This is a genomic window from Streptomyces sp. NPDC043427, from assembly GCF_056436655.1.
Window position 1 is genome coordinate 18400 of sequence record NZ_JBWKCC010000022.1, and the last position, 26935, is coordinate 45334.

At 72.1% G+C, this 26935-nt stretch carries 28 protein-coding genes and 1 tRNA gene; 14 read left to right on the forward strand and 15 right to left on the reverse strand.

Annotated elements, in window-relative coordinates:
* Positions 1–127 precede the first annotated feature (127 nt).
* Positions 128–1369, forward strand: coding sequence for an amidohydrolase (locus AC067M_RS29605; protein ID WP_478700101.1), 1242 nt, complete (start codon positions 128–130; stop codon positions 1367–1369).
* A 22-nt stretch (positions 1370–1391) separates the two neighbouring features.
* Here the strand turns inward: AC067M_RS29605 and AC067M_RS29610 are convergent, their stop codons facing one another.
* The 5 genes from AC067M_RS29610 to AC067M_RS29630 all read right to left on the reverse strand — a co-directional run bounded on the left by AC067M_RS29610 (position 1392) and on the right by AC067M_RS29630 (position 4083).
* Positions 1392–2195: an SAM-dependent methyltransferase gene (locus tag AC067M_RS29610; RefSeq protein WP_478700102.1), complete on the reverse strand. Its 804-nt coding sequence runs from the start codon at positions 2193–2195 to the stop codon at positions 1392–1394.
* Positions 2196–2283: 88 nt separating this feature from the next.
* Entirely contained in the window at positions 2284–2931 is a 648-nt protein-coding gene (locus AC067M_RS29615; protein WP_478700103.1) for an endonuclease, read from the reverse strand.
* A 24-nt stretch (positions 2932–2955) separates the two neighbouring features.
* Positions 2956–3288 carry a DUF3140 domain-containing protein gene (locus tag AC067M_RS29620; RefSeq protein WP_478700104.1) on the reverse strand — a complete coding sequence of 111 codons (333 nt, stop codon included), beginning with the start codon at positions 3286–3288 and terminating at the stop codon, positions 2956–2958.
* A 58-nt stretch (positions 3289–3346) separates the two neighbouring features.
* Entirely contained in the window at positions 3347–3829 is a 483-nt protein-coding gene (locus AC067M_RS29625) for a Dps family protein (RefSeq protein ID WP_478700105.1), read from the reverse strand.
* A complete protein-coding gene (locus AC067M_RS29630; RefSeq protein ID WP_478700106.1) occupies positions 3826–4083 on the reverse strand; it encodes a WhiB family transcriptional regulator in 258 nt (85 codons plus the stop codon). The genes AC067M_RS29625 and AC067M_RS29630 overlap by 4 nt, the downstream gene beginning before the upstream one ends.
* Positions 4084–4225: 142 nt before the next feature.
* Here AC067M_RS29630 and AC067M_RS29635 point away from each other — a divergent pair, with 142 nt between their 5' ends.
* Complete coding sequence (locus AC067M_RS29635; protein WP_478700107.1) at positions 4226–5413, forward strand: thiolase family protein; 1188 nt, start codon at positions 4226–4228, stop codon at positions 5411–5413.
* A 197-nt stretch (positions 5414–5610) separates the two neighbouring features.
* Complete coding sequence (locus AC067M_RS29640; protein WP_478700108.1) at positions 5611–6378, forward strand: sulfite exporter TauE/SafE family protein; 768 nt, start codon at positions 5611–5613, stop codon at positions 6376–6378.
* Between the two features lie 150 nt (positions 6379–6528).
* Here AC067M_RS29640 and AC067M_RS29645 read toward each other — a convergent pair whose 3' ends face one another.
* Positions 6529–7356: an HAD-IIA family hydrolase gene (locus AC067M_RS29645; protein WP_478700109.1), complete on the reverse strand. Its 828-nt coding sequence runs from the start codon at positions 7354–7356 to the stop codon at positions 6529–6531.
* 107 nt (positions 7357–7463) lie between these two features.
* Here AC067M_RS29645 and AC067M_RS29650 point away from each other — a divergent pair, with 107 nt between their 5' ends.
* Positions 7464–8210 carry a cobalt-precorrin-6A reductase gene (locus tag AC067M_RS29650; RefSeq protein ID WP_478700110.1) on the forward strand — a complete coding sequence of 249 codons (747 nt, stop codon included), beginning with the start codon at positions 7464–7466 and terminating at the stop codon, positions 8208–8210.
* A 205-nt stretch (positions 8211–8415) separates the two neighbouring features.
* On the opposite strand, the gene cobF is transcribed toward AC067M_RS29650, so the two are convergent.
* A complete protein-coding gene (gene cobF / locus AC067M_RS29655) occupies positions 8416–9189 on the reverse strand; it encodes a precorrin-6A synthase (deacetylating) (protein WP_478700111.1) in 774 nt (257 codons plus the stop codon).
* A gap of 82 nt (positions 9190–9271) precedes the next feature.
* Positions 9272–9808: a DUF309 domain-containing protein gene (locus tag AC067M_RS29660; RefSeq protein WP_478700112.1), complete on the reverse strand. Its 537-nt coding sequence runs from the start codon at positions 9806–9808 to the stop codon at positions 9272–9274.
* Positions 9809–9908: 100 nt separating this feature from the next.
* Here AC067M_RS29660 and AC067M_RS29665 point away from each other — a divergent pair.
* Both AC067M_RS29665 and AC067M_RS29670 read left to right on the forward strand, forming a co-directional pair.
* A tRNA-Pro gene (locus AC067M_RS29665) sits at positions 9909–9982 on the forward strand.
* A 292-nt stretch (positions 9983–10274) separates the two neighbouring features.
* The gene (locus AC067M_RS29670) at positions 10275–11126 is read left to right on the forward strand and encodes an MBL fold metallo-hydrolase (RefSeq protein ID WP_478700113.1); all 852 of its coding nucleotides are present in this window, start codon (positions 10275–10277) and stop codon (positions 11124–11126) included.
* A gap of 498 nt (positions 11127–11624) precedes the next feature.
* On the opposite strand, the gene AC067M_RS29675 is transcribed toward AC067M_RS29670, so the two are convergent.
* Positions 11625–13358, reverse strand: coding sequence for a helix-turn-helix domain-containing protein (locus AC067M_RS29675; protein ID WP_478700114.1), 1734 nt, complete (start codon positions 13356–13358; stop codon positions 11625–11627).
* A gap of 155 nt (positions 13359–13513) precedes the next feature.
* On the opposite strand from AC067M_RS29675, the gene AC067M_RS29680 reads away from it, so the two are divergent.
* From AC067M_RS29680 to AC067M_RS29695, 4 genes are all read left to right on the forward strand, one after another.
* A complete protein-coding gene (locus AC067M_RS29680; RefSeq protein ID WP_478700115.1) occupies positions 13514–15271 on the forward strand; it encodes an FAD-dependent oxidoreductase in 1758 nt (585 codons plus the stop codon).
* A 17-nt stretch (positions 15272–15288) separates the two neighbouring features.
* Positions 15289–16158: an intradiol ring-cleavage dioxygenase gene (locus AC067M_RS29685; RefSeq protein WP_478700116.1), complete on the forward strand. Its 870-nt coding sequence runs from the start codon at positions 15289–15291 to the stop codon at positions 16156–16158.
* Positions 16158–17240, forward strand: a complete 1083-nt coding sequence (locus AC067M_RS29690; RefSeq protein WP_478700117.1) for a maleylacetate reductase — start codon at positions 16158–16160, stop codon at positions 17238–17240. Before AC067M_RS29685 ends, AC067M_RS29690 begins: the two co-directional genes overlap by 1 nt.
* 114 nt (positions 17241–17354) lie before the next feature.
* Positions 17355–18266 carry a YceI family protein gene (locus tag AC067M_RS29695; RefSeq protein ID WP_478700118.1) on the forward strand — a complete coding sequence of 304 codons (912 nt, stop codon included), beginning with the start codon at positions 17355–17357 and terminating at the stop codon, positions 18264–18266.
* Between the two features lie 12 nt (positions 18267–18278).
* Here the strand turns inward: AC067M_RS29695 and AC067M_RS29700 are convergent, their stop codons facing one another.
* Complete coding sequence (locus AC067M_RS29700) at positions 18279–19055, reverse strand: enoyl-CoA hydratase (protein WP_478700119.1); 777 nt, start codon at positions 19053–19055, stop codon at positions 18279–18281.
* Positions 19056–19118: 63 nt separating this feature from the next.
* On the reverse strand, positions 19119–19520 hold the full coding sequence (locus tag AC067M_RS29705) for a DUF6281 family protein (protein ID WP_478700120.1): 402 nt from the start codon (positions 19518–19520) through the stop codon (positions 19119–19121).
* A 147-nt stretch (positions 19521–19667) separates the two neighbouring features.
* Between AC067M_RS29705 and AC067M_RS29710 the strand changes: the two genes are divergently transcribed.
* Entirely contained in the window at positions 19668–20564 is an 897-nt protein-coding gene (locus AC067M_RS29710) for a hypothetical protein (RefSeq protein WP_478700121.1), read from the forward strand.
* Between the two features lie 95 nt (positions 20565–20659).
* Here AC067M_RS29710 and AC067M_RS29715 read toward each other — a convergent pair whose 3' ends face one another.
* Positions 20660–20851, reverse strand: a complete 192-nt coding sequence (locus AC067M_RS29715) for a hypothetical protein (protein ID WP_478700122.1) — start codon at positions 20849–20851, stop codon at positions 20660–20662.
* Positions 20852–20944: 93 nt separating this feature from the next.
* On the opposite strand from AC067M_RS29715, the gene AC067M_RS29720 reads away from it, so the two are divergent.
* From AC067M_RS29720 to AC067M_RS29730, 3 genes are all read left to right on the forward strand, one after another.
* On the forward strand, positions 20945–21160 hold the full coding sequence (locus tag AC067M_RS29720; protein WP_478700123.1) for a hypothetical protein: 216 nt from the start codon (positions 20945–20947) through the stop codon (positions 21158–21160).
* Positions 21161–21231: 71 nt separating this feature from the next.
* Entirely contained in the window at positions 21232–22212 is a 981-nt protein-coding gene (locus AC067M_RS29725) for an aldo/keto reductase (protein WP_478700124.1), read from the forward strand.
* Between the two features lie 133 nt (positions 22213–22345).
* Positions 22346–23155: a DUF427 domain-containing protein gene (locus tag AC067M_RS29730; protein WP_478700125.1), complete on the forward strand. Its 810-nt coding sequence runs from the start codon at positions 22346–22348 to the stop codon at positions 23153–23155.
* 186 nt (positions 23156–23341) lie between these two features.
* On the opposite strand, the gene AC067M_RS29735 is transcribed toward AC067M_RS29730, so the two are convergent.
* From AC067M_RS29735 to AC067M_RS29745, 3 genes are read right to left on the reverse strand one after another with little or no spacing between them, the layout of a single operon-like run.
* Positions 23342–24124, reverse strand: coding sequence for a GntR family transcriptional regulator (locus AC067M_RS29735; RefSeq protein ID WP_478700126.1), 783 nt, complete (start codon positions 24122–24124; stop codon positions 23342–23344).
* 35 nt (positions 24125–24159) lie between these two features.
* On the reverse strand, positions 24160–26040 hold the full coding sequence (gene iolD / locus AC067M_RS29740) for a 3D-(3,5/4)-trihydroxycyclohexane-1,2-dione acylhydrolase (decyclizing) (RefSeq protein ID WP_478700127.1): 1881 nt from the start codon (positions 26038–26040) through the stop codon (positions 24160–24162).
* Positions 26041–26082: 42 nt separating this feature from the next.
* Positions 26083–26862, reverse strand: coding sequence for a PfkB family carbohydrate kinase (locus tag AC067M_RS29745; RefSeq protein WP_478700128.1), 780 nt, complete (start codon positions 26860–26862; stop codon positions 26083–26085).
* Positions 26863–26935: the final 73 nt, after the last annotated feature.

The window sequence follows — 26935 nt, forward strand, 5'->3', positions numbered from 1 at the left end:
GTGCGAACGGGATCGGCCGGGGATGGGCATTCCCGGCAGCCGGGCGGGCACGCGCTGAACGAAGCGGCGTACCGTGCGGCCGTGTCGAGCAGAGGGACCCCAGCGTGGTCGAGGAGAGGGAAGCAGCATGAGTGAACCGGCCGTCGTCGCCCGTCTCACCCAGGACCTGGCCGCCGGGCTGAAGACCGGCGACCTGGAGGACTTCTACCGCGACCTGCACCGCCACCCCGAGCTCTCCTTCCAGGAACACCGCACCGCGGCCAGGCTCGCCGGACGGCTGCGCGCGGCCGGGTACGAGGTGACGGAGGGCGTGGCCGGTACCGGGGTCGTCGGGGTGCTCGCGAACGGGGAAGGGCCGGTGGTGTGGCTGCGCGCCGACATGGACGCGCTGCCGGTGCGGGAGGCCACCGGCCTCGACCACGCCTCCACCGTCGACGGCGTCATGCACGCCTGCGGCCACGACCTGCACGTCGCCTGGCTGGTCGGCGCCGCCGAGGCGCTCGCCGCCGCCCGTGCGACCTGGTCGGGCACGCTGGTCGTGGTCGGGCAGCCCGCGGAGGAGGCCGGCGGCGGAGCGGGGGCGATGGTCGCGGACGGCGTCCACGAGCGCTTCCCGCGCCCCGACGTGGTGTTCGGGCAGCACGTCGCGCCCGGGCTCGCCGGTTTCACTTCCCACACCTCGGGCCTGGTCATGTCGGCGTCCGACGACATCGACGTCGTGGTGCACGGCGTCGGCGGCCACGGCTCGCGCCCGGAGTCGACCGTGGACCCGGTCGTGACGGCCGCGTACGTCGTCACCCGGTTGCAGTCCGTCATCTCGCGGGAGGTCGCGGCCAAGGAGGCGGCGGTGCTGACGGTCGGTCAGTTCCACGCCGGGACCAAGAACAACGTCATTCCCGCCGAGGCCCGGCTCGCGTTGAACCTGCGCACCCAGTCGTCCTGGACACGCGAACGTCTTCTCGCCGCGGTCCGGCGGGTCGTCGAGGGCGAGTGCCTGGCCGCGGGCTGCCCGGTGCCGCCGGAGGTCACCGTACTGCCCGGCTACCCGAACACCGTCAACGACACCGCTCTCGACCGGGAGATCGCCGCCGTGCACCGCGAACTCCTCGGCGCGGACAGGGTGCTGGACTTCGGCCCGGTGATGGGCAGCGAGGACTTCTCCCTCCTCGCTCCCCAAGGCGTGCCCTACGACTACTGGTTCGTGACCTCGACCCCGGCCGACGTGTGGGAGGCGGCGCCGGGCGAGGACCTGCCGGGGAAGCTCGACAACGTGCCCGGCAACCACAGTCCGCTGTTCGCCCCCGACCTGTCGGTGCTCGTCCCGGGCGTACGGACGCTGGTGTCGGCCGCGTTGAGCCGCCTCACCTGAACACGCCGTCACCGCCGGTCAGTCAGACCTTGCGGCCGACCGCCCCGTACAGCGACACCGGCCCCGGGCCGAGGGCCGACTCGCCCTCCGCGAGCTCGGGGCGCCAGTCCGCCACGGAGACGATCCCCGGTTCGACGAGGTCGAGTCCCTTGAAGAAGCGGCCCACTTCCGCCTGCGAGCGGGCCACCAGGGTCACGCCCCCGGCCGCGTACGCGGCGATGCCCTGCCGTACCTCCTCCGGCTCGAAGTCGGCGGTCATCGCGGACAGCACCAGACAACTGCCCGGGGCCAGCGCGTCGACCAGTGTCTCCACCACGTCGTACGCGCCGTCCTCGTCGGCGATGAAGTGCAGCAGGGCGATGAGCGACAGGGCGACCGGGCGGTCGAAGTCCAGGACTTGGGCGGCCTGTTCGAGGATGGCGCGGGGATCACGCGCGTCGGCCTGGACGTACTCCGTGGCGCCTTCCGGTGTGCCGTGCAGCAGAGCGGCCGCGTGGGCGAGGACGATCGGGTCGTTGTCGACGTAGACGACCCGCGCGTCCGGCGCGGCGGACTGGGCGATCTGGTGGAGGTTCGGCTCGGTCGGGATGCCCGAGCCGATGTCGAGGAACTGGCGGATTCCCGCCTCCCGGGCGAGCAGGCGCGTGGTGCGGTGCATGAACCAGCGGTTGGCGCGGGCGGCCCGGGGCGCTCCCGCCTCCATCTGCCGCCCGAGTTCCTCGTCGACCGGGTAGTTGTCCTTGCCGCCGAGGAACCAGTCGTACACCCGGGCCGGATGCGGCCGACTCGTGTCGATCCGTCGGCCGGCCGACTCGGTCCCGGTCACACGCTGCTCCTCTGCTCGATGGCTGGACACGCCGTACGAGACGTACAAGCCGTACGGGTGTGCGATGCGTTCGAGCAGTCTTACATGATCACGCGGCCCGGCGGAGACTGTCTTCGGCCACGTCCTTGTCCAGGGCCGCACGCACCAACGCGGCCGCGAGCACGGCCGGTTCGGTGTCGCCCGCGAGCGTGACCAGGCGGTCGGGATCCTTCGGCAGCCCGAGCCGCTCCGCGCCCGACAGCGCCTTGGGGTCCAGACGGGGCGCGACCTCCGGCCACACCCGCTGCACCTCGCGCAGGAAGATGTCGGCGCCGGCCGGGCCCATCCCGGGGATCTCCTGGAGCAGCCTGTGCAGCGCGGCGACGTCACCGTCCGCTTCCGCGCGCAGCCGTCGCAGATCACCGCCCCACCGCTCCGTCAACAGCGTGGCGCCGTCGCCGAGTTGTGTGGCCGTCCGCTCGTCGTAGCGCCGGTAGCCGCCCCGGCCCAGCGCGTCCACCCGCCGCTGCCAGTCGGCCTCGGCCATCCGGCGTGGATCACGCAGGCCCGCCTCGTACAGGGCCCGCGCCGCGGCGACCGCGACGGAGGCGCGGATGCGGGCGCTGAGCAGCACGGCCAGCACCAGCAGTCGGTACAGCGGCTGCGGGGTATCCCGCAGCCGGATGCCCGCATCCTCCGCGTACGTCCGCCCGTGTGCGCCGACGAGAGCCCGTACGACGCGCTCCTGGTCGCTCATGGCTTCTCGCTCACGGCTTCTCGCTCATGGCCTGAGCGGGTCGTGCCCGATGGTCATCAGCCGGTGGCGCCGCCGGGTCTCCTCCGGCTCGGGCTCGTTCTCCACGTCCGCCTGGGCGGTGACCGTGTCGACGACCCGGTACATCACCCGGATGTCGTCGTCGGTGAGGTCGGTGCGCCGCTTCTGGAGGATCGCCAGGACGTGCTGCCCGGTGGGCGAGCCGGCCTCCTCGGGCAGCGGCTCCGCGTTCTCGTCGGCGTCGCGGACCCGCAGCCAGGCGGCGAGCTCCTGCGAGGTCATGTTCACCGCGCGGTGGAAGTCCTCCCACAGCGCGTCGAGTTCGAGGGCGTCGGTCATGGGTGCCCCTTCTCTGTGTGGGCCTTCTCTGCGTGGGTCTTGTCTCGGCCCCGCCCGGTCAGCTGTCCGGCGACGCGTTCTCGGCCTCGAACATCCACCGCTGCTTCTCCAGATCGGCGGTGATGCCGATGAGCAGGTCCTGGGTGACCGGATCAGCCTTCTCGGTCGCGTCGATCCGCTCGCGCAGCCGTCCGATGGCCGCGTTCAGCGTCTCGGCGATCACCTGGACGACGTCCGAGTCACGCAGCCAGCCGTCCTTCGGACTCGGCAGGGTGAACGCCGAGGCGATCGTCTCGGGGCGACCGTCCGGCGGCAGACCGAGCGCCGAGGAACGTTCGGCGACCGTGTCGGCGTACGACCGGGCCGTCGAGACCACCTCGTCGAGCTGGAGGTGGATCGAGCGGAACCGCGGACCCACGATGTTCCAGTGCGCCTGCTTCCCGATCAAGGAGAGCCCGAGGAGATCCACGAGAGTGCTCTGCAGCGCGTCCCCGGTGACCTGACGGGCCTCTTCGGGAAGCGGGCTCTTCACGACGGTCATACCGTGCTTCTCCTTTGTTTCCGTTGCCTCGCGGTACGGAGCAGTTCCGCGCGCTCCTCCTCGCAGGTCCCGCCCCACACGCCCGAGGCCTGTCCGCTGCTCAGGGCGAAGGCGAGACATTCGGTGATCACCGGGCAGCGGGCGCAGACGCGCTTGGCAGCCGCGATGTCCCGCAGACTCGGTCCTGTCGAGCCAACGGGGAAGAACAACTCGGGGTCCTCTCCCACGCAGGCGGCACTGCGCAACCACTCCATGGGGGCGCGGGTGCCCCTGGCGAACCGGTGCAAACAGGCCTGTGCGGCGGGCTCGTTCTTCCCCGTGCCCGTACGTCGGTCTATAGTCTAAAACTAGCAGCGCTAATTAACGTGGTCGTCCCCCGTGATCAGGAGTCCTGTCGTGCGCCCCGTCCACTTCGCGGCCGCCCGCCGCACCCCCATCGGCAAGCTCCGCGGCGCTCTCTCCGGCGTGCGGCCGGACGATCTCGCCGCCGCCGTGATCCGTGGCCTGGTCTCCGACGTGCCCGCGCTCGACCCGGCTCGCGTCGACGATGTCTACTGGGGTGCCGCCAACCAGGCCGGCGAGGACAACCGCAACGTCGCCCGCATGGCCGCGCTCCTCGCCGGCCTCCCCGAGTCCGTGCCGGGCGCCACGGTCAACCGGCTGTGCGCCTCCGGCCTGGAGGCCGTCACCACGGCCGCCCGTACCATCGCCGCCGGCGAGGCCGACATCGTGATCGCGGGCGGCTCCGAGTCGATGAGCCGCGCCCCCTTCGTCCTGGCCCGCCCCGACGAGGCCCTCCCGCACCGCGTCGAGACCGTCGACACCCGGCTCGGCTGGCGCCTGGTCAACCCGGCGATGAGGGAACTCCACGGTCTGCTCTCCATGGGTGAGACGGCGGAAGAGGTCGCCGCCCGGTACGGCATCCCCCGCGAACGCCAGGACGAGTTCGCCCTGCGCAGCCACCAGCGCGCCGCCCTCGCCCGCAAGAACGGCCACTTCGACGACGAGCTCCTGCCCGTGGAGCGACCGGACGGCGTCGTCGTCGCCGCCGACGAATGCGTACGCGAGGACACCTCGCACGAGAAGCTGGCCAGTCTGAAGCCCGTCTTCCGCGAGGGCGGCACGGTCACCGCGGGCAACGCCTCCCCCATGAACGACGGCGCCGCCGGCCTCCTCCTCGTCAGCGAGGAGGCCCTCAACCACTTGGGCCTCGAGTCCCTCGGCCGCTACGTCGCCGGCGCCTCCGCCGGCGTCCACCCCGACGTCATGGGCATCGGCCCGGTCCCCGCCACCCACAAGGCGCTCGCCCGCGCCCAGTGGAACGTCGCCGACCTCCAGGAGGCCGAGTTCAACGAGGCCTTCGCCGCCCAGGCCCTCGCCTGCGTCGACCAGCTCGGCATCGACCCCGACCTCGTCAACCCCAGTGGCGGAGCGATCGCCCTCGGACACCCGCTGGGCTGCTCGGGCGCGCGCATCCTGACGACACTGCTGCACCGGATGCGGCGCACGGGGTCGGAGCGGGGGCTGGCGACGATGTGCGTGGGGGTGGGGCAGGGGAGCGCGGTGCTGGTGGAGAGGCACTGAGGAGCGCTTCGTACGCGCCGGCCGCGATGCCGTCGGCGGCAAGCCGGGCGACGTCGTCGGGGGGGGGCGGTCCAGCGCCGGTCGAGATCCGCTGAGGGGGGCGGCAGCCCCCGGCGAGGCCCACAGCAACACCGGCAACCACCAGGCGAGACGGCGCTTACAACCCCCGCTCACCTGCGCTTAGCATCAGAACCCGCATGGACACGATCACACACCTCACCGCCTGGAACTTCGCCGCCCTCGCCTTCGCCGCCCTCCTCGTCGGCTTCTCCAAGACCGCCGTCAGCGGCGCCAACACCGTCAGCCTGGCGATCTTCGCGGCGGTCCTCCCCGCCCGCGCCTCCACGGGCGTCCTGCTGCCGATCCTGATCGCCGGTGACGTCCTGGCCGTCCTCACCTACCGTCGGCACGCCCACTGGCCCACCCTGTGGCGTCTGTTCCCGGCGGTTGCCGCCGGTGTGGTCGTCGGGGCGGTGTTCCTGATGTGGGCCGACGACGAGATCGTACGGACGTCGATCGGTGCGATCCTGCTGCTGATGGCGGCGGTCACGCTGTGGCGGCGACGGACGGCCGACGCCGAGGACGAGCCGGACTCGGTCAGCACCCGCACGGGCCGCGTCAAGGCCCGCTCCTACGGCGTCCTCGGCGGCTTCACCACGATGGTCGCCAACGCGGGCGGCCCGGTGATGTCGATGTACCTGCTGTCGGCGGGCTTCCGGAAGCTCGGCTTCCTGGGCACGTCGGCGTTCTTCTTCCTGATCGTGAACATCTCCAAGGTGCCCTTCAGTGTCGGCCTCGGCCTGATCGACGGCCCCTCGCTGCTCCTGGACGCCGCGCTCGTCGCGTTCGTCGTTGCCGGGGCACTGTTCGGCAAGTGGGCCGTGAACCGGATCAACCAGCGCCTGTTCGAGCAGTTGGTGATCGCGGCGACGGTGGTGGGCGGCGTACAGCTGCTACTTCGCTAGGGCCCTTCTGATGGATCTCCGCGGGAGAAGGAGCGGCGTCCGGTGCGTGCTCTCGGCGTGCCGTGCGGAAGCCCTCGTACTGGGCGTACTCGGGCTTTCGCACGGGGCGGCGAGAGTGCGTGCCGGGCGTCGCGACGCCGCGGAGATCCATCAGAAGGGCCCTAGCCCCAGGAGGGCGGGCAGATCGGCGAAGGAGTCGACCACGTGATCAGGCGTGCCGCCGGCCGTTTGATGGGTCTTCGGCAGGTACTTGCCCGTCTTCACCAGTACCCCCGTGATCCCGGCCCGCTGCGCCGCCAGTACGTCGGACTCGATGTCGTCGCCCACCATCAGCGCCTCGTCCGCGCCGACCCCGAGATGCCCCAGCGCGGCGGCGAAGAACGCCGGCGACGGCTTCCCGGTGACCTCGGCCTCGACCCGCGCGGCCGCCTCCAGGCCCGCCAGGAACGCCCCCGAGTCGAGCTGGAGCCCGGCGTCGGTACGCCAGTACAGGTTCCGGTGCATGGCCACCAGCCGCGCACCCCGCTGGAGATGCCCGAAGGCCCGGTTCAGCGCCTCGTAGCCGAACTCGGGCCCGGCACCGCCGACGATGACGACATCCACGTCCACGTCACCGGCGCTGTTGCCGCCGCCGTCGTCGTCGACCACCGTGACCCCGGCCAGATCCTCCGCGATGTCACCGCCGATGCCACCGCCACTGTTCAGCAGCACGCAGCGCGCTCCCGGGGCCCGGTCGGCGAGGTGTGCGGCGGTCACGGCGGGCGCCGTGAGGATGTCGTCGGCGGTCACCGGGAAGCCCGCGTCCTCCAGCGTGCCGGCGATCGACGCGCGCGTGCGGGAGGTGGTGTTGGTGACCAGCACGACGGCGAGCCCGGCGTCCCGGATCTCGCGCAGCGCGTCCACCGCGCCAGGCAACGGCTGCCACGAGACCGTCAGCACCCCGTCGATGTCGATCAGTACGGCCCGCACTGCGTCCATGCCGGGACGATAACGCGGCGCCGGGCGCCCCGCAGGGCGCCCTCGCGGGCCGCTGGGAACCCGCCCCGGATCCCTCGGCTGCCGTGACGCCTCGTACGCTCGAGGCCATGTCCCCGCACGTCCTCGTCCTCGGCGGCACCACCGAGGCCCGCCGCCTCGCCGCCGAGCTGGCCGCGCGTCCCGGCGTACGGGTGACGACGTCGCTGGCCGGACGGGTGTCACGGCCGGGGGCGTTGGAAGGGGACGTACGCGTCGGCGGTTTCGGCGGGGCGGAAGGGCTGGCCGAGTGGCTGCGCGAGTACGGCGTGGACGCGCTGGTCGACGCCACGCACCCCTTCGCCGCCGGCATCACGGCCAACGCGGCACGGGCCGCGACGGCGACGGGACTGCCGCTGCTGGTGCTGCGCCGACCGGGCTGGCAGCCGGGCCCCGGCGACCGCTGGCACTTCGTCGACTCCCTCGCCGCCGCCGCGGAGCTGCTCCCGCGGATCGGCCGCCGAGTCCTCCTCACCACGGGCCGTCTGGGGCTCGCCGCCTTCGCCGGTCTCACCGACCTCCACTTCGTCGCCCGCTCCGTGGAACCGCCCGAGCCTCCCATGCCCCCGCACCTCGAGGTGCTGCTGGCGCGCGGCCCGTTCACCGTGGCCGACGAGTCGGCGCTGCTGCGGGAGCACCGCGTGGACGTCGTGGTGACGAAGGACAGCGGGGGAGAGGCGACAGCGGCGAAACTCTCGGCGGCCCGGCACCTGGGCCTACCGGTCGTGGTCGTACGACGCCCACCGCTCCCTGAGGGCGTGACCACGGTCCCCGACGTACTCGCTGCGCTGGCTGGGCTGGGGTTCAGCCCGCAGTGAGCGGGGCCTGGGGATCAGCCCGCGGTGAGGGCGATACGCGGGTCCGGTCGACGGTGCGAACGTGCCCCACACCCTGGTGATCACCGCGGCCTCGCGGGCACCCGCCTACGACGGTCGCGAGGTCACGGTCACACCGGTGGAGCGGCCCCGCATGCGGGGACGGTCCGCGAGCGTGCGGCGTGCGTGTCAGGCCCCGCCGTGCGCCTTACGCGTCCTTCGGGTTCCGCCGCAGCAGATATGTGTCCATGATCCACCCCTTGCGCTCGCGCGCCTCCGCACGCAGCCGCTCGATGCGGGGCGCCGCCTCGGCGATCGGGCCGGAGTCGAGGATCTCGTCCGGGGTGCCTATGTAGGCGCCCCAGTAGATGTCGATGTCCTGGTCGGCGTACTGCCGGAAGGTCTGGTGCGCGTCCAACATCACGACGATGTCGTCCACTCCCTGCGGGAACCCCTCGGCCAGCCGCCGCCCCGTGGTGATCTGCACCGGGCGGGCCACCCGGTTCAGTCCCGTGCGGTGCCGGGCGACGAGCGCCGAGACACTGCTGATCCCGGGCACGACGTCGTAATCGAAGGCCACAGTGCCGCGCTCCAGCACCTCCTGGAGGATCCCGAGCGTGCTGTCGTACAGCGCGGGATCGCCCCACACCAGGAACGCCCCGCTCTCGTCCTCGCCCAGCTCCTCGGCGATCAGCCGCTCGTAGATGTCGGCGCGGGCACTGCGCCAGTCCCCGACGGCCGGTGAGTACGCGGCACCGCCCGCCTTCCGGTCCCGCTCCGGGTCGCGCGCCTGCACCAGGCGGTACGTCCCCTGCGGTATGTGCGCGTCGAGCATGTCCCGGCGCAGCTGGGTGAGGTCGCTCTTCACCTCGCCCTTGTCCAGGACGAAGAACACGTCCGTGCCGCGCAGCGCCCGGACCGCCTGCAGGGTCAGCTGCTCGGGGTCGCCCGCCCCGATCCCGATGACATGAATCTTTCGCACGCCACGAGTCTGCCGTACGCCACTGACAACGCGTGCACCGCGTCCGCCCGCGCTACGGATCGCGCGGCCGGGGTGCCCGCTCCTAGGGCTCCCGCAGCCGGGGTGCCCGCTCCCGCGCGTCCACCGGTCGGCCGTCGCGCTCGACCGTCTCCGCCAGTTCGCGCGCCCAGGCGACCAGGCCGGCGAGATCCATGCCGTACGGCTGCCACAGCGCGCGCGCCGACGCCCACTCCTCCACGGCCCCCGCGCCGCGCCGCAGCAGCCGGACCCCGCCCGTGACGTTGCCGCGGGCCGTGTGCGTGAGCCCCACCGCGAGCTGGGCGAGCCCCCGCCACAGGGCCCGCTCCTCCTCGGGCCCCGACTTCCAGGCGTCCTCGAAGACCTCGTGCGCGTGGAACGGCTTCCCCTCGTCCAGCAGCGCCTGCGCCTCGGTGACACTCGCGTCCGGGGTCCGTACGACCCCCTCGGGCTGCCGGCCCACCCCCTCCGCCCCGTACGGCAGCGGCCGCCCGAGCCCGTCACGCGGCCGCGCGTTCCGTGCCCGCCCCTCGCTGTCCCGATCCCGCGCACCGACTCGCCGAGCCGGGGAGGTGCCGCCCGTCCGCCCTGTGTCGCTCATCCCTCGATTGTCCCGCGTCCCATGCCCGCTTCGGCGCGACGCCCGACGTGAGGTAAAGTGCTGTCCGAGCGATCACGCGGGTCACCCCGAGTGCGCGCGACGGGACGTGGCGCAGCTTGGTAGCGCACTTGACTGGGGGTCAAGGGGTCGCAGGTTCAAATCCTGTCGTCCCGACAGTTCGATGAACTGTCATCGTAGGTCAGGGCCTTGTATCACTACGGTGATCCAAGGCCCTTGCCCATTTCTTGAGTCCTTGGCGCTGGTACGAGAACCGACGCAGTCGGGCTCACCCACTGCGTTGACGGCCGCCCGCCCAAGCACGGCCCCGGACCGGCCGGCGCCGACCGCGCCCCCTTCGTCGCTCACCGAAGCCGACCGTCACGAGTTCTGCGTTTGACGACAGTCCGGCACGGGGCTGCACTGGATTCATGGACGCTGCGGCGACTCCGTCCTAGGGAGAGCAGCGATGACAATCATGGAGAGTTTCGACCTTCTGCAGCCGTACAAGATCGCCGAGGAGACGTTCGTCATCCCGTGGGCCCTTGAGGCCCCGCCGGTCGGCCACTTCCCGATGAACTCGATGGTGATCCGGGGAACCGAACCGGTCCTCGTGGACACCGGGGCGCCCGCAGTGCGCTCCCAGTGGCTGGAGGCAGCCTGGTCCGTCGTGGATCCCCTGGACGTACGGTGGATCTTCCTCACCCACGACGACCGCGACCACGCCGGCAACCTCCTGGCGGTCCTCGCGGAATGCCCGAACGCGACCCTGCTGACGACATGGTTCTCCATCGGCCGCATGGCCGAGGAGTGGGAGACCCCCGTCAACCGGTGCCGCTTCATGACCGACGGCGACACGATCGACGCGGGTGATCGCACCCTGGTCGCCAAGCGACCGCCCCTGTACGACAACCCCACAACCCGCGCCCTCTTCGACCCGAAGGCCAACGTCCTGTGGGCCGTAGACACCTTCGCCACGAACGTGCCGACCCCTATGCCCGAAATGGCGGCGCTGTCGCCAGACGAATTCCGCGACGGCCAGTTCTTCGGCGGAAGCCTGGTCTCCCCCTGGGTCGCCATGCTGGACGCCCAAAAGTTCGGGACGGTCGTCACCGACTTCCAACACCTGAACGCCGAGGTCATCGCCGGCTGCCACTGCCCGGTCCTCCGCGGAGCCCAGATCCCCGAGGCCTACGACCTCCTCCGCCAGCTCCCCGGAATCCCACCGTGGGCAGAATTCACCCAGACCGACCTGGACCAGTGGATGGCGGTTGCCGAGAGCTCGGTTCCGCCGGAGCAGCCGCGGCCGTCGGGGACGTGAGCGGCGCTGCCGCGCGGCGTCGGGATCTGCTGCACTCCGGCGCCTACGACGACATGTTGGCGCAGCCGCTGCCATACCCCGGCCCTGTTGAAAATGAAGCCTGCCTACTCGTTCCTCTGTCCGGCCCAACCCCGGGTCGCTGGGGTTCTCGCGCGAAACTAGCGTCCCCCTAGGGTCTTTCGTTTGGATCAGGCCGGATCAGGGAGCGGGGTCCGGTGCCGTGCATCGCAAGGCGGAGGAGGGCGGCAGGGCGGAGCCCTGCCGACCGACGACAACGCGGCGAGGTGCGGTGCCGGGGCCCACGAGCCCGGCATGATCCAAACATGTGGCTCGCTCACACAGCGCGGGCCGACGTGCGCGAGGTTCCGGGTTCCCTGAGTCCGGTGCTTCGCGGCACCCAGGCTCAAGAAATAGTGCTCCTTTACCTTGTGCTCATCACTCGGCACACGTCCTGGACGTCAGCGCAAGCATGAGCATGCCACCGAGAACCGGGGGCGGCTACGTTCCGGCCCGGTATCCCCGCAGCTTCCGGTAGAGCGTGGCGCGGGCGATGCCCAGGGCCGCTGCCGCGTGGGTCTTGTTGCCGCCGTGGCGGCTGAGGGCCTCCAGGATGGCGGTGCGTTCGGCGTGCTCCATGGGGCTGAGGCGCCGGCTCGCGGGTCCCTCGCGTACCGGGTCGGGGAGTTCGGCGCGCCTGATCGGGCCGGTCGCGCGTCGGTGTTCGGACAACGCGCGTACGAGGTGGGCGAGTTCGGTCACATTGCCGGGCCATGGGTGCTGCTCCAGCGCGCGCAGCGCGTCCAGGGTCCAGGTGAGCGGGGGGCATCCCGGCGCGGGTCTGGGAGTCAGGGCGGTGAGCAACTCCCTGATGTCCTCGGGGCGTTCGCGCAGCGCGGGGAGAGTGACCGAGCGTGCGGCCAGGGTGTCCAAAAGCCTTTGGAGGCAGGGGCCCGCAGGTGCTTCGGGGGTGAAGGTGAGCAGCAGGGGTGCGCCTGCATGTGTGTCGAGCAGCGCGTTGAGGGTCGCCACGTCGGGCTGGGAGAGGCGCTCGGCGTGGCGGATGAGGAGGGGATGACCGGTCGTCAGCTCACCGAGCACAGCGCCGAGTTCGCCTTCTGCCGCGTCCACGGTCAACGGATCCGTGAGCAGTTCCCGGGCGAGCGTCGTCTTCCCGGTGCCGCGCTCGCCGATGAGGAGCAGCGGCTCGGGGGACCGGGCCAACTCCGTCGCGCGGCCCACCGCGTGCCGCCAGGGCACCGATCGACCGGCCAGCCCTACGGCGACCCCGCCTGTCGACGTGACGGCCGCCGGGCCCAGTGGCTCCAGCACGGCGACCACTGCGATGACCGAGCCGAGGTGCGGGACGGGTGTGACCGTCGCCGAACAGCCCGCGCCGTCGGGGAGTCGGATGCCGTAGGAGGTTGGAGGCGTCGTGTCCCGCAGGAGTGCGACCGCGCTCCGCTCCAGTGCCTCCAGCCCCTCCGGTGACAGCAAGCGTCCCGCGGACTCGCTGACCAGACGGTTGCGGCCGTCGACGGCGACGACCGCGTGCCCCTGGTCCCGCACAGCGCGCAAGTAGGCGTCCAGCAGGACCCGTTCCGCCGCCTGTGACCGCGCCAGGAGTTCCGCCTCCACGGCGCTCGCCGCGGCCTCGGCGAGCGAGGCACCCGGATGCGGCCGGTAGTCGGGGCACAGCCCGCTGACCACCGTCACCGTGCCCAGCGTCCGGCCGGTCTCCGGCGCCCGTACCGGCACGCTGACCGCGGAGACGTCCTGCCACAGGTCGAGGAAGTGCTCGGGGCCGTGCACCTCGGCGCGGCAGCGGGTGTGCAGTGCGAGGGCCGCGCTGTTGTGGCCGACCAACTGTTCGGAGAGGTCGCGGCGGTAGGGGGCGTCCGGCGCGTACCCGCTCGCCCACAGCACCCGCAGCCGTTCGTCGGTGAGGACGAGCGCCGTCCGCTCAGTGCCGAGCGATGGGGCGATGCGGTCGAGTACGGGGCGGGCCGCGGTCAGCAGGGTGGACTCGGCCGGTCGTGCACAGGGCTCCGGCGGATTGGTCTCGTCATGCCGTACGCCGAAGAAACGGGCACGCCTCCATGCCGCGACGACTTCCTCGGGTACGTCGTCCGGCAGTTGGCGCCCCAGCAGGAACAGCTCGCGGGCCCTGCGCAGGGAGGCGAGCACGGGGCGGGCGGAGAGGTGCTCCGCGGTCGGTTGCTCTGTGGTGGTCACGGCTCGCATACCGTACCGTGCGAGGTTGAACAAGTAACCAACCGGCCCCATGGATGCCACGCCGACTGTCTCGAATTGAGACGCCCGCGGTCCCGCACCGCCCTCCATGATCTTGGACGGCCGGTGCCCTGTTCTCATTCCCTGGAGCGTCTCCCGTGCACACCGTCGAGCCCGATGTCGTGACCGACGTACTGATCGTAGGCAGCGGCCCCGCGGGCGCCTCCGCCGCGCTCGCCCTGAGCACGTACGGCGTCCCGAACATCGTCGTCACCCGCTACGCGAGCCTCGCCGACACGCCCCGGGCGCACATCACCAACCAGCGCACCATGGAAGTGCTGCGCGACCTCGGCGTCGAGGACGAGGTCGTCGCGAAGGCCACCCCGCAGCACCTGATGGGCAACACGACGTTCTGCACCAGCCTCGCCGGTGAGGAACTGGGGCGGGTCCGCTCCTGGGGCAACGACCCCCTCGTGCAGGCCGCGCACGAACTCGCCAGCCCCACCCACATGTGCGACATGCCCCAGCACCTCATGGAGCCCGTGCTCGTCGACGCGGCCGTCGCTCGCGGCACGAACCTGCGCTTCAGCACGGTCTACAAGTCCTTCGTCCAGGACGCCGACGGTGTGACCGTCACCGTCGAGGACCGGCTGCGCGGCGACACGTACACCATCCGCGCCAAGTACCTCATCGGCGCCGACGGCGGCCGCTCGCAGGTCGCCGAGGACGCGGGACTGCCGATGGGCGGCCAGATGGGCGTGGCCGGCAGCATCAACATCGTCTTCGACGCGGATCTGAGCAAGTACACCGCCCATCGGCCCTCCACTCTCTACTGGGTGCTGGCGCCCGGAGCGACGGTGGGCGGCATCGGTGCCGGACTCGTCCGCTGCGTCCGGCCCTGGAACGAGTGGCTGATCGTCTGGGGCTACGACGTCACCGCCGGCGCCCCCGACCTGACCACCGAGTACGCCGAGTCGATCGTCCGCCAACTGGTCGGCGACGACGAGATCCCGGTGACCATCAAGTCGTCCTCGGCCTGGACCGTCAACGAGATGTACGCCGAGACATACAGCGCCGGTCGTGTGTTCTGCGCCGGGGACGCCACCCACCGCCATCCGCCGTCCAACGGACTCGGCTCCAACACCTCCATCCAGGACGCCCACAACCTGGCCTGGAAGCTCAAGCTCGTCCTCGACGGCACGGCCTCCCCGAAGCTGCTGGACTCCTACACCGCCGAGCGCGCCCCGATCGGCAGGCAGATCGTCACCCGCGCCAACAAGTCCATCGGCGAGACCGCCCCCATCTTCGAGGCGCTCGACGGGCTCTCCCCGCAGACCCCCGAGCAGCTGTGGGCCAACATCGCCGCCCGCAAGGAGGACACCGAGGCGGCACAGAAGCAGCGGGCGAAGCTGCGCGAGGCGATCGCGTTCAAGGTGTACGAGTTCAACGCGCACGGCGTCGACCTCAACCAGCGCTACGCCTCCGACGCCATCGTCCCCGACGGCACCCCCGACCCCGGTTTCGACCGCGACCCCGAGCTGTATCACCAGCCCACCTCCCGCCCCGGCGCCAAGCTCCCGCACGCCTGGATCACCTCGGGCACGCGCACCCTGTCGACCCTCGACACCGTCGGACGGGGCCGCTTCACCCTGGTCACCGGCATCGGCGGGGAGTACTGGCTGCGGGCGGCCGCCGCCCAGGACGTGGAGATCGCCACCGTCGTCATCGGACCCGGCCAGGAGTACGAGGACCCGTACGGCGACTGGGCGCGGCTCAGCGAGGTGGCCGACGGGGGAGCCCTGCTGGTCAGGCCGGACGGATACGTCGCCTTCCGGCACGCGACGGCGGCCGCCTCCGGCGAGGACGCGGAACGGTTGCTGACCGGCGCGGTGCGACGGATCCTCGGACATGGCTGACGGGAAGGACCCCGGACATGACTCCCGAATTCACCACCCGCATCACCGAGGCGGTCGTCGACAGCCTCGACGGCACGGCCGACCCCCGGCTGCGCGAACTGCTCGCCGCCCTCACCCGCCACCTCCACGCCTTCGTCCGTGAGACGGAGCCGACCATGGCGGAGTGGGAGAGAGCCGTCGACTTCCTGACGGCGACGGGGCAGACCTGCACGGACACCCGACAGGAGTTCGTCCTCCTGTCCGACGTGCTCGGCATCTCGATGCTCGTGGAGACCATCAACAGCAACGGCAACGGTGACGTGACGGAGTCGACGGTGCTCGGCCCCTTCCACATGACCGAGTCCCCGGTCCGCGCGCTCGGCGCGAACATCGACCTGATCGGCGGCGGTGAGCCGTGCGTGATCAGCGGGCGCGTGCTGTCCCGGAACGGCACCCCGCTGCCCGGCGCCGTCCTGGACGTCTGGCAGGCGAACGCCGAGGGGTACTACGACGTGCAGCAGCCGGACGTCCAGCCGCCGGGCAACGGGCGGGGCCTGTTCACGGCCGACGCCGAGGGCCGCTTCTGGTTCCGCACCTGTGTGCCGAGCCCGTACCCGATCCCCACGGACGGCCCCGTCGGGGACCTCCTCCGCGCGACCGGCAGGCACCCCTACCGCCCCGCCCACATCCACTTCATCGCCTCGGCCGAAGGGCATGTGCCGGTCACCACGCACATCTTCGTTGCGGGCAGCGAGCACCTCGACTCCGACGCGGTGTTCGCGGTCAAGGAGAGCCTCGTCCAGGACTTCGCCGAGACCGACGACCCGGCCCTGGCACGGGAGTTCGGCATCCCGAACCCGTTCCGGCACGCGCGCTTCGACCTCGTACTGAACTCGGAGCGGCCGTGATGGAGTTCGTGCACGAGTCCCAGCCCATGCGGGTCGTCCTGCGGCCCGGGGCTTCCGTCACCGCCGTGCCGGGCGAGGCCGAACGGCTCGGGCTGCGACGGCTGTTGGTGGTCTGCGGGCCGCGGGGCGCGGAGACGGCCCGGGACGTCGCGGCGGCGCTGGGCGACGCCTGTGCCGGGCTCCACGCCGAGGCTCGTATGCATGTGCCGGTGGAGGTCGCCGACCGGGCCGTCGAGGTGGTGCGCGCCGCGGGCGCCGACGGCTGTGTGGCCGTCGGAGGCGGCTCCGCGATCGGCCTCGGCAAGGCGATCGCGCTGCGCACCGGTCTGCCGTTGATCGCCGTGCCGACGACGTACGCCGGTTCGGAGATGACCCCCGTCTGGGGCCTCACCGAGCACGGGGCCAAGCGCACCGGCCGCGACCCCGCGGTCCTGCCGCGCAGCGTCGTCTACGACCCCGAGCTCACCCTGTCGCTCCCCGTCGCCCTGTCCGTGACCAGCGGTGTCAACGCGGTCGCGCACGCGGCCGAGGCCCTGTACGCGCCGGACGCCTCGCCGCTGGTGTCGCTGACGGCCGAGGAGGGCGTACGGGCCATGGCGGGCGCCCTGCCCGGTCTCGCGGCTGATCCCCGGGACGTGGACGCCCGGAGCCGCGCCCTCTACGGGGCCTGGCTCTGCGGTGCCGCGCTCGGCGCGACCACCATGGGCCTGCACCACAAGCTGTGCCACGTCCTGGGCGGCAGCTTCGGCCTGTCGCACGCCGAGACCCACACGGTCGTCCTGCCGCACGTCCTCGCCCACAACGCGCCCGCCGCGCCCGCGGCCCTCACCGCGCTCGGCCGGGCCCTGGACACCGACGACGCTCCATACGCCCTGTGGGAGCTGTCCGGCCGCCTCGGGGCGCCCCGCTCCCTGGCCGAGCTCGGCCTCAAGGAAGCCGACCTGGCGGTGGCGGCGGGCGAGGCGGCAGGTCAGGCGTACCCCAACCCGCGCGAGGTCACCGTGGCGGGCGTACGGGAGATTCTGCGGGCGGCGTACGAGGGCGACCGGCCCCCACCGACGTTACTGCCCCCACTGACATGAGTGTCCCCACCGGCGTGACAGCCCCCTCGGCATGACCGCCTCCACCCACGTGACCGGCCACCACCGACGTGCCGGAAGAACCGAACGAACAACCAAGAGCGAAAGGTGAACCCTATGCCCCTCGGACTGCTCCGGCGGCGATTCGCGCGTGCCTCCGGCGGCGCCGCGGGCCCCGTGTTTCCCGTCCCGGCCGGCGCGGGTGTCGTCGTGCGCGAGGTCCTGGACCCCGTGAACCAGCCCATGGGCGCGGCCGACGTGACGGTGATGGAACTGCGCGGCCACCAGATCGCGGCACGCGGCACCACGGACCCGTACGGCTTTTTCACGGCCGTCCTGCCGCCGGGTGTCTACAGCCTGATGATCGCGGCCGAGGGGCTGGAGCCGCACCGGGAGACCATAGAGGTCCACGCGGACACGGGACCGGCCCCGGAGCGGGTGTGGCTCCAGTCCGCCCGGGCGCTCGAACTCCCGGTTCCCGGCACCTGGCTCTTCGACCCGCCCCACACGGCGATCCGCTTCATCGCCAAGCACGTCGGCATGGCCCATGTGCACGGCCGTTTCGAACGGTTCGAGGGCGGGCTCCAGGTCGCCCAGGACATGTCCCAGTCCCGTGTCCACGTGCGCATCGACGCGTCGAGCATCACCACGGGCAACAACACCCGGGACACGCACCTGCGTTCCGCCGACTTCCTCGACGTCGACCGCTTCCCGTACATCGACTTCGTGAGCAACCGGTTCGCCTACCGGGGCGGCAGCAAGTGGACGCTGCTGGGCAGCCTGACCATGCACGGCGTGAGCCGGTCGGTGTCGCTCGACACGACGTACCTGGGCATGGTCAACGGCGGTTACGGCGAGGAGTTGCGCTGCGCGGCCATGGCCAAGGCGGAGCTGCACCGCGAGGACTACACGCTCAACTGGCGCTCGATGCTGGCGCGCGGCATCGCGGTGGTCGGCCCGACGGTCCAACTGGAGCTGGACGTCCAGGCGATGTACCGCACGCACGACACGCCGACGCCGCCGGAGTAGAGACGTACGGCTTCAGCGTCGGCCGCGGGCCCTTTCGATCGCCTCCCTGAACGCGGGCTGGTGCAGCGAGCGCACCTGGCGTTCGAACTCCGTGTCGACCACTCGGGTGAAGTCGGTTTCGGCGCCGCTCTCCAGCAGGGTCTGCTTGATCGTGCGCAGCAGCGTCGGGTCGGTGCTCGCGGCTCGTGCGGCGAGGGCGACCGCCTCCTCGACCAGGTCGGCGTCGCCGGGGACGCAGCGCAGGGCCAGCCCGGTGTCGGCGGCCTCCGGTCCTTTGACGGGCTGGGAGAGCAGCAGCATGGCGGTGGCCCGCTGGTGGCCCACCGCGCGGGTGAGCATCCAGGTGTGACCGCCGCCCGGGTGCAGCCCGAGCCGGGCGAACCGGCAGTCGAACAGTGACTCTTCGGCGGCGAGCCGGATGTCGCAGGCGAGGGCGAGATTGAAACCGGCCCCGACCGCGGGCCCGTTGACCGCGGCGATCGTCGGCAGCCGGCACGAGGCGACCGCCAGGAAACCGGCGTACACCTCGCGCAGCCGGTGTTCCTCGCCCTCCGCGGCGGCCAACAGGTTGTCCAGCTCCGCGCCGGCGCAGAAGGCCGGTCCCGCGCCCGTGAGCACGATGGCGCTCACCGCGTCGTCCCGCTCGCACGCCTCGACGGCGTCGACCAGGTCCCGCACCATGCGCGGCGACAGCACGTTGCGGCGGTCCGGATCGTCCAGGCGGAGCACCGCCACGGTGTCCCGGGTCTCCCGGTGGACGAGCGGCCGGGAGGACTGCGGCTCGGGCATGGTGGGCCTTTCTCTCGACGGGCGGTGCCTGACGAGATCATGCCTCGTCCCGTGCACCGCGTGTCAGGAGCCGTCCATCAGCTCGCGCACCTCGGGAGGCAGCGTCCTGCCGGAGTCGACGACGAGGAGGTATGTCTCGTCGGGCGTGTCCCCCACGGCGATGGCGACGGACGGGTCGAGGCCCTCGACGGCGTAGGCGGTCGAGGAGTGGACGGAGGCGTCGTCGTCGTTCCGGGTGTCGTCGCAGGGCGGGGAGGTGACGGTCCCGAGCCTCCTGCCGGGCTCGTGGTCGACGCCCGCCACCTGCTCGTACGTATGCCCTTTGTAGATCATGAGGAAGGCACAGGACCCGGCGCTCTCACCGCCGCCGTCCAGGACGCTGCAGGCGGCGGCGAACGCCACGACGGCCCCTGCGAGCAACATCCGGGCCGCTCGTCGGCGCCCGGTCCGCCATGTGGTGTTCATCGGCCGGTGTCTCCCTCTCGTCGTGGTCACAGGCGTGCTGACCTACGACGTGGGGGACGCCGTATTCGTTCGAACGCCGGGCGGGGTTCGTGCGTCACAGGAGCAGCACGGCGCCAAGTTCGTGCCACGCCAGTTCCTGGGGGACCCATGCGCACGCAGCTCGCACGCACCGTCCAGTTGGCCGTCGCCGTCGCCCTGTTCGCCGCGGGCACCGGCTGCGGCAGTGAGAAGAGCGTCGACGGCCACAACGCCCGGGAACGGGCCGTCGAGCAGGACCCGAAAGCGGCGGCCCGTGCCCGCCAGGTCGCCGACGCCTGGGACGGCTCCGAGGCGGCCGAGGTGTGGCGCAAGGGCTACTTCCCGATGGGGGACGCGGTCGAGCTGCCCGAGAACGCCTTCCGCAGCGAAGCGGACAAGAAGGCGTACGCGACACAGAACTTCGTCCTGCGCGGCTCCCTGCCCGCCGCCGCGCGCAAGGACGGGCGGGTGAGGTGGGAGTGGGGAGGCTCGCTGACGCTGCCGCTGATGGGAGCGCGGAAGGCCTACGAGAGCGTGGCGCGGGGCCGTAACGACGGGCCGCACCTCACGGTGACCGGCGCGAAGCTCGGCGAGACGACCGTGGCGACCAGCCGGGGCCCGGCCACCGTCCCGGCGTGGCTGTTCACCCTGGAGGGCTACGACACCCCGCTCAAGAGGGTCGCCCTCGGCCCGTCGAAGCCGCCCCGGCCGCCGATCCGGCCGGTCGCGGAGACCAGCGACGAACTGTGGCCGCTGCGCGGGCTGGTCCGGGTGGCCGGGAAGGACGGCCGGTCGGTCACCGTCATGGCCGAGCACGGGGCCTGCGACGACGGTCCCGCCGTGGACGTGCTGGAGACGGACGGCAGTGTGGTGCTGTCCGCCTCGGTCGTCGGCACCGACGACGGCCCCTGCACCGCCCAGGCGATCGGCGAGGAGGTGACGGTGACGCTGGACCGGCCGCTCGGCGACCGTGTCCCCCTCGATGCCTTCACGGGCCGGCCGGTGCCGTACATGCAGCGGCCCTGAAGAGGGCGTCCCCACCGGAGAGGAGAACGGGGCAGGAACCTGGCCCCTGCCCCGCTTCGCGCTGAACCGTTCAGCCGATCACCGCATCGGTGATCTCAGGAGTACTGCGAGATCGTGACGGTCCGGGCGTTGCCCCAGGGGCAGTAGACGTAGACCGTTCCCCTGCCCGACATCATGTCGCTCGTGCTGGAAGCGCCCAGGGTGCACCAGACAGTCGCGGTCCACAGGCCGGTGCCGGTGCACGATGCCTTGCCCCACGTCTGCCCCGTCGACTTGTTGCAGCTCACCGACTGCGCACCGGCATCCGTGGCGTGCGCAGCTCCGGCGCCGAACACTCCGGTAGACGCCGCCAGTGCCCGGGCTGCCCGAACATCTTGCCCATGTTGCGCATACATCTCACCGAGGCGGACCTACGTCAGATCACCTTCGCCCCCGTCCCCAGCGCACTGCTGGAATGCGCACTCAGCGTGCGCTACTTGGTCCTGCGCAACGCCGGCCTCATCACCACCACCGACACCGGCATCGCAGTCCGTCACACCCTCACTCCGCTGGGAGCAGCCTTGCTGCGCGGCGACAGCGCCCGCGGGGGTTCTTGACTTGAAGCGCACTTCAAGCTGAAGACTCCCCATCGAGCCGGGAAGTACCGGCCCGAAAGGGAGGACCCACCATGAAGTACCGCACCATCGGCACCGATCCGGCGACCCGCCGCGAGGTGAGCGTGCTCGCGCTCGGCGCGATGCTGTTCGGCTCGCAGACGGACGAGGAGACGTCGTTCGCCGTCCTCGACCGCTATGTGGAGGCGGGCGGCACCTTCATCGACACGTCCGACAACTACGCGTTCTGGGTGGACGGCAGCCAGGGCGGGCAGAGCGAGGAACTGCTCGGCCGGTGGCGGCGCAGCCGCGGGATCGGCGGCGAGATCGTCATCGCCACCAAGCTGGGCGCCCGGCCCCTGGCCCCCGGCACCAGCTTCGTCGACAACGCCGAGGGACTGTCGGCGAAGGTGATCCGCGAGGCGGCCGAGCGCAGCCGCGAGCGGCTCGGCGTGGAGAAGCTGGACGTGCTGTACGCGCACATAGAGGACCAGACCGTCCCCCTCCAGGAGACCGTCGAGGGCTTAGCCGCACTGGTCGCGGAGGGCACGGTCGGTCTGCTCGGCGTGAGCAACCACGCCGTCTGGCGGGTGGAGCGGGCCCGCGCCCTCGCGGCGGCGGCCGGCCTGCCGGGCTACGAGGTGCTCCAGTACCAGCACAGCCACCTGCGCCCCCGTACCGACGTGCCCAGCGAGCTCTTCCCGGACGGCAGCCTCGGCGGGGTGGGCGGGGAACTGCTGAGCTATCTGCGCGCCGAACCGGGGCTGACCCTGGTCGCCTACTCGCCGCTGCTCAAGGGCGCGTACACCGGCAAGCCGCTGCCGGCCGACTACGACCACCCGGGCACCGCGGTCCGGCTCGCCGCGCTGCGTGACGTGGCCCGCGAGACCGGCGCGACCGTCAACCAGGTGGTCCTCGCCTGGCAGCTGGGCGGCGACCTGCCCGTCGTCCCGCTGGTCGGGGCGTCCTCCGTGGCGCAGCTGGAGGAGAACCTGGCCGCCGTCGACCTGGAGCTGACGGAGGATCAGCGCGCCCGGCTGGACGCGGCGCACTGAGCCGACGGGCCTGACGGGGCCTGTGCCGGGGCGCGGGAGGCGGGGGAGTGGCAGGGTGGAGGAGTAACGAGGAGCGCCCGCGCCCGAGGGGGGCCCGCACGGTTCTCCCGTCGCCCCGGAAGGAGCACCGGCCATGACCGCACACCCCGCCGCCCGGTCCCTCCGCACCACCCCGGAGGGCCTCCTGTGGGAGCCCAGCGACCGCTGGGTGCGAGGACGCAAGGGCGACGTCACCGTCGTCGACAGCAGGCACCCGCTCCTCGTGTGGGAGCCGACCCTGCCCGTACCGCAGTACGCCTTCCCGCGCGAGGACGTCCGCACGGACCTGCTCCGCCCGGCGAGGCAGCCCCGGCCCGGCACCCACAGCGGCTCCACGGTCTTCTACGACCTCGAGGTCGACGGTGAGACCATGGCGAACGCGGCCTGGACGTTCCCCGCCGACGACCTGGCCGGTCACATCGCCTTCGAGTGGTTCCGGCGCAGGTCCCTCGACCACTGGTACGAGGAAGAGGAGGAGATCTTCATCCACCCCCGGGACCCGTACAAGCGGGTCGACGCGCTGCCGAGCACCCGGCACGTGCGGGTGGAGATCGACGGCACGGTCGTCGCCGACACGCACCGCCCCGTGCTGCTGTTCGAGACGTCCCTGCCCACCCGCTACTACATCCCCCGCGAGGACGTCCGCCTCGACCTGTTCGAACCCACCGACCACAGCACCGGCTGCCCGTACAAGGGGACCGCCCAGTACTGGTCCTGGCGCGGCGGGGTGGACGTCCCGCCCAACGTCGTCTGGAGCTACCCGGACCCGCTGCCCGCGACCACCGCCATCCAGGGACGGCTCGCCTTCTTCAACGAGGTCGTCGACATCATCGTGGACGGCGAACGCCAGGAGCGCCCGGACACTCCGTTCAGCGCGATGCTCAGGGCGCGACCGGCGTCCTGACGTCCGCGGGAACCGACGTCCACACGAACCGACGTCCACGCGAACCCCATGGCCTCCACGCCGAGTTCGGTGCCCAGGCGGCGCGTGCTCAGGGCCGAGAGCCCTGCGCGGTCGACCAGTTCCAGGGCCGCGGTCAGGGACTCTGCGCCAACGTCCTCCGAGGTCGAGCGCCATCGGCGGCCGGCATCAGGTCCGCACCAGCAGCTGGAAGTCGAACGCGTACCGCGAGGCCCGGTAGACGTGCTGCCCGTACTCCACCGCCCGCCCGGTGTCGTCGTACGCCGTGCGCTGCATGGTGAGCAGCGCCGCGCCCTCCGTCTCGTCGAGGAGCGCGGCCTCCTCGGCGTTCGCGCTGCGGGCACCGATGGTCTGGCGGGCGCTGTGCAGGCTGATCCCGGCCGAACGCATCATCTGGTAGAGCCCGGTCGACTCCAGCCGGTCGGTGGGCAGGTCCAAAAGGGTGGCCGGCAGGTGGTTGCTCAGGAACGCCACCGGCTGACCGTGGGTGCGCCGCAGCCGCTCCAGGACGACGACCTCGGCGCCCTCCGCGATACCGAGCGCGGCGGCCACCTCGGCGGTGGCCGACGCGGTCTCGTTGCGCAGCACGTGCGTGGTGGGCCCCTGCCCGGCCGCCGCCAGGTCGTCGTAGAGGCTGCTGAGCTCCAGGGGGCGCTTGACCTGGCTGTGCACCACCTGGGTGCCCACCCCGCGGCGGCGGACCAGCAGGCCCTTGTCGACCAGGTTCTGTATCGCCTGGCGGACCGTGGGCCGGGACAGGCCGAGCCGTACCGAGAGGTCGATCTCGTTGCCCAGCAGGTTGCCCGGGGCGAGGGCGCCGTGCTCGATCGCCGACTCCAGCTGCTGGGCGAGCTGGTAGTACAGCGGCACCGGACTGCCCCGGTCCAGGGCGAAGGGCACGGAGTCCAGCGCGGAACCGGGCACGGCACGGGAGCGGTCGCCTGTCGCCACGGGGGCACCTCCTCGGGGGCGTCGGGGCACTGCGGTCACAGGTGCCTGCGGCGGCCGGCGACCTCGTTGTCGTAGCGCTCGCGCGCCTCTACGGCGGCCGCGCGGGACGCGGTCTCGGCGACCGGTACGTCCCACCAGGCCTGCGCGGGAGGAGCGGTGGCCGTGGGGCCGTCCACGTCAGTCTCCACGTACACACAGGTCGGCCGGTCGGAGGCACGGGCCGCCACCAGCGCCGCGCGCAGCTCGCCCAAGGTCTTCGCGCGCAGCACCTCCATGCCGAGGCTGGCCGCGTTGGCAGCGAGGTCGACGGGGAGCGGGGCGCCGGTGAAGGTGCCGTCGGCGGCGCGGTGGCGGTAGGCGGTGCCGAAGCGCTCGCCGCCCACCGACTCCGACAGACCGCCGATGGAGGCGTAGCCGTGGTTCTGGACCAGGACCAGGTTGATCGGCAGGCCCTCCTGGACGGCGGTGACGATCTCGGTCGGCATCATCAGGTACGTGCCGTCGCCGACCAGCGCCCACACCGGCGTGCCGGGCGCGGCCTGCTGGACGCCGATCGCGGCCGGGATCTCGTAGCCCATGCAGGAGTAGCCGTACTCCAGGTGGTACTGGCGCCGTGAGCGGGCCCGCCACAGTTTGTGCAGGTCGCCGGGGAGCGAGCCGGCCGCGTTGATCACCACGTCGTCGTCGCCCACGACGGCGTCGAGGGCGCCGAGCAGCTGGGTCTGGGTGGGCACGGCGTGCTCGTCGTCGGCGCGGTAGGCGGCCGCCACGATCCGCTCCCAGCGCTCCTTGCCGGCCCGGTACTCGGCCTCGTAGGCGGCGTCGACGTGGTGGCCGTCCAGCACCTCCAGCAGCTTTTCGAGGCCGGCCCTTGCGTCGCAGACCAGCGTGCGCGCGGCCAGCTTGTGCGCGTCGAAGCCGGTGATGTTCAGGTTGAGGAAGCGCACATCCGGATGCTGGAAGAGCGTGCCGGAGGCGGTGGTGAAGTCCGAGTAGCGGGTGCCGACGCCGATGACCAGGTCGGCGGTGCGCGCGAGGTCGTCGGCGACGGCGGTCCCGGTGTGGCCGATGCCGCCCAGGTCGGCGGGGTGGTCGTGGCGCAGGGCGCCCTTGCCGGCCTGGGTGACGGCCACGGGGACGCCGGTGGCGTCGACGAACGCCCTCAGTGCCTCCTCGGCCCGGCTGTGGTGGACCCCGCCGCCCGCGACGAGCAGCGGGCGCCGGGCGGTGCGGATCGCCCGGACGGCCTCGGCGAGCTCGACCGGGTCCGGGACGGGACGCCGTACGCGCCACACGCGCTCGGCGAAGAACTCCTCCGGCCAGTCGTACGCCTCCGCCTGCACGTCCTGCGGCAGCGCGAGGGTGACGGCGCCGGTCTCGGCGGGGTCGGCGAGGACCCGCATGGCCTGGAGAGCGGCCGGGATCAGCGCCTCGGGGCGGTTGATCCGGTCGAAGTACCTCGACACCGGGCGCAGGGTGTCGTTGACCGACACGTCGGCCTCCGTCGGGTGCTCCAGCTGCTGGAGCAGCGGGTCGGCGGGGCGCGTGGCGAAGTAGTCGCCGGGCAGGAGCAGCACCGGGAGGCGGTTGACCGTCGCGAGGGCGGCGCCGGTGACGAGGTTGGTGGCGCCGGGCCCGATGGACGTGGTGACCGCCTGAGCGGACAGGCGGTCCAGGTGCCGGGCGTGGCCGACGGCCGCGTGCACCATCGCCTGCTCGTTGCGGCCCTGGTGGTACGGCATCACGTCCGCGTGTTCCAGGAGCGCCTGGCCGATCCCGGCGACGTTGCCGTGGCCGAAGATGCCCCAGGTCCCGGAGATCAGCCGGTGCCGCTCGCCGTCCCGCTCGGTGTACTGGACGGACAGGAAGCGGACCAGCGCCTGGGCGACGGTCAGGCGGATGATCGGCCGGCTCATGGGATGCCCTCTCAGAGTACGGGTGCAGGGGGTGGGGGCCGGTCAGCCGCGGGCGAGGAGGGCCTCGACCTCGGACTCGGTGGGCATCGCGCGGGAGTCGGCGGGGCGGGAGGCGACGAGGGCGCCGGCCGCGGCGGCGTGGCGCAGCGTCTTCTTCAGCTCCCAGCCGGACAGCAGCCCGTGGACGAGACAGCCGCCGAACGCCTCGCCCGCGCCGTGGCCGTCGACCGCCTCGACGCTCACCGCGGGGGCCTCGACGAATGTGCCGTCGCGGTGAGCCGCGAGCACGCCCTCGGGTCCCTGCTTGACGACGGCCAGCTCGGCGCCCGCGGCCAGCAACTCCTCGGCGCAGGCGCGTGGTTCACGCAGACCGGTGGCGACCTCGCATTCGTCGAGGGTGCCGACCGCGACGGTGGCGTGCCGCAGCGCCTCCGCGTAGTAGGGGCGGGCCTCCTCGGGGTCCCGCCAGAGCGCGGGACGCCAGTCCAGGTCGAACACGGTCGTGCCCGCCCGGTCGCGTGCCTTGAGGGCGGCGAGGGTGGCCGAGCGGCCGGGCTCCTCGCTCAGAGCGGTGCCGGCGATCCACAGGACGCGGGCCGCGCGGATCGCGAAGTAGTCCAGCTCGCCGGTGTCGCCGGCGCATGTGAGCACGGCGGTGCTGTGGCCCAGACGAGCGGCGGCGGCCGCCACGTTTGTGGCGGAACCGTCGAAGATCTTCGCAGAGGTCGCCACCTGGGCCAGTGGTAGGCCAGACTGGGGACAGAGATCGACTCCGGTGTGCCCCATCGTGATCAGATCGAAGGAACGGGCTGACTCGGCCATGGGCGACGCTCCTCGTCGAGCTGGTCTGGGGCCTTTTGGCCTCCCAGGTGTAGGTCGCGAAGGGTGCCCCTGT

Bases quoted from the DNA above. Each gene is read 5' to 3' on its own strand.
- AC067M_RS29625 (WP_478700105.1), bottom strand. From the start codon at position 3,829: ATGACCGTCGTGAAGAGCCCGCTTCCCGAAGAGGCCCGTCAGGTCACC.
- AC067M_RS29640 (WP_478700108.1), top strand. From the start codon at position 5,611: ATGGACACGATCACACACCTCACCGCCTGGAACTTCGCCGCCCTCGCC.
- AC067M_RS29605 (WP_478700101.1), top strand. From the start codon at position 128: ATGAGTGAACCGGCCGTCGTCGCCCGTCTCACCCAGGACCTGGCCGCC.
- AC067M_RS29710 (WP_478700121.1), top strand. From the start codon at position 19,668: ATGCGCACGCAGCTCGCACGCACCGTCCAGTTGGCCGTCGCCGTCGCC.
- AC067M_RS29685 (WP_478700116.1), top strand. From the start codon at position 15,289: ATGACTCCCGAATTCACCACCCGCATCACCGAGGCGGTCGTCGACAGC.
- AC067M_RS29730 (WP_478700125.1), top strand. From the start codon at position 22,346: ATGACCGCACACCCCGCCGCCCGGTCCCTCCGCACCACCCCGGAGGGC.
- AC067M_RS29700 (WP_478700119.1), bottom strand. From the start codon at position 19,055: ATGCCCGAGCCGCAGTCCTCCCGGCCGCTCGTCCACCGGGAGACCCGG.
- AC067M_RS29705 (WP_478700120.1), bottom strand. From the start codon at position 19,520: ATGAACACCACATGGCGGACCGGGCGCCGACGAGCGGCCCGGATGTTG.
- AC067M_RS29620 (WP_478700104.1), bottom strand. From the start codon at position 3,288: ATGACCGACGCCCTCGAACTCGACGCGCTGTGGGAGGACTTCCACCGC.
- AC067M_RS29615 (WP_478700103.1), bottom strand. From the start codon at position 2,931: ATGAGCGACCAGGAGCGCGTCGTACGGGCTCTCGTCGGCGCACACGGG.
- AC067M_RS29745 (WP_478700128.1), bottom strand. From the start codon at position 26,862: ATGGCCGAGTCAGCCCGTTCCTTCGATCTGATCACGATGGGGCACACC.
- AC067M_RS29645 (WP_478700109.1), bottom strand. From the start codon at position 7,356: ATGGACGCAGTGCGGGCCGTACTGATCGACATCGACGGGGTGCTGACG.
- iolD (WP_478700127.1), bottom strand. From the start codon at position 26,040: ATGAGCCGGCCGATCATCCGCCTGACCGTCGCCCAGGCGCTGGTCCGC.
- AC067M_RS29695 (WP_478700118.1), top strand. From the start codon at position 17,355: ATGCCCCTCGGACTGCTCCGGCGGCGATTCGCGCGTGCCTCCGGCGGC.
- AC067M_RS29670 (WP_478700113.1), top strand. From the start codon at position 10,275: ATGACAATCATGGAGAGTTTCGACCTTCTGCAGCCGTACAAGATCGCC.
- AC067M_RS29630 (WP_478700106.1), bottom strand. From the start codon at position 4,083: ATGGAGTGGTTGCGCAGTGCCGCCTGCGTGGGAGAGGACCCCGAGTTG.
- AC067M_RS29725 (WP_478700124.1), top strand. From the start codon at position 21,232: ATGAAGTACCGCACCATCGGCACCGATCCGGCGACCCGCCGCGAGGTG.
- AC067M_RS29720 (WP_478700123.1), top strand. From the start codon at position 20,945: ATGTTGCGCATACATCTCACCGAGGCGGACCTACGTCAGATCACCTTC.
- AC067M_RS29650 (WP_478700110.1), top strand. From the start codon at position 7,464: ATGTCCCCGCACGTCCTCGTCCTCGGCGGCACCACCGAGGCCCGCCGC.
- AC067M_RS29690 (WP_478700117.1), top strand. From the start codon at position 16,158: ATGGAGTTCGTGCACGAGTCCCAGCCCATGCGGGTCGTCCTGCGGCCC.
- AC067M_RS29660 (WP_478700112.1), bottom strand. From the start codon at position 9,808: ATGAGCGACACAGGGCGGACGGGCGGCACCTCCCCGGCTCGGCGAGTC.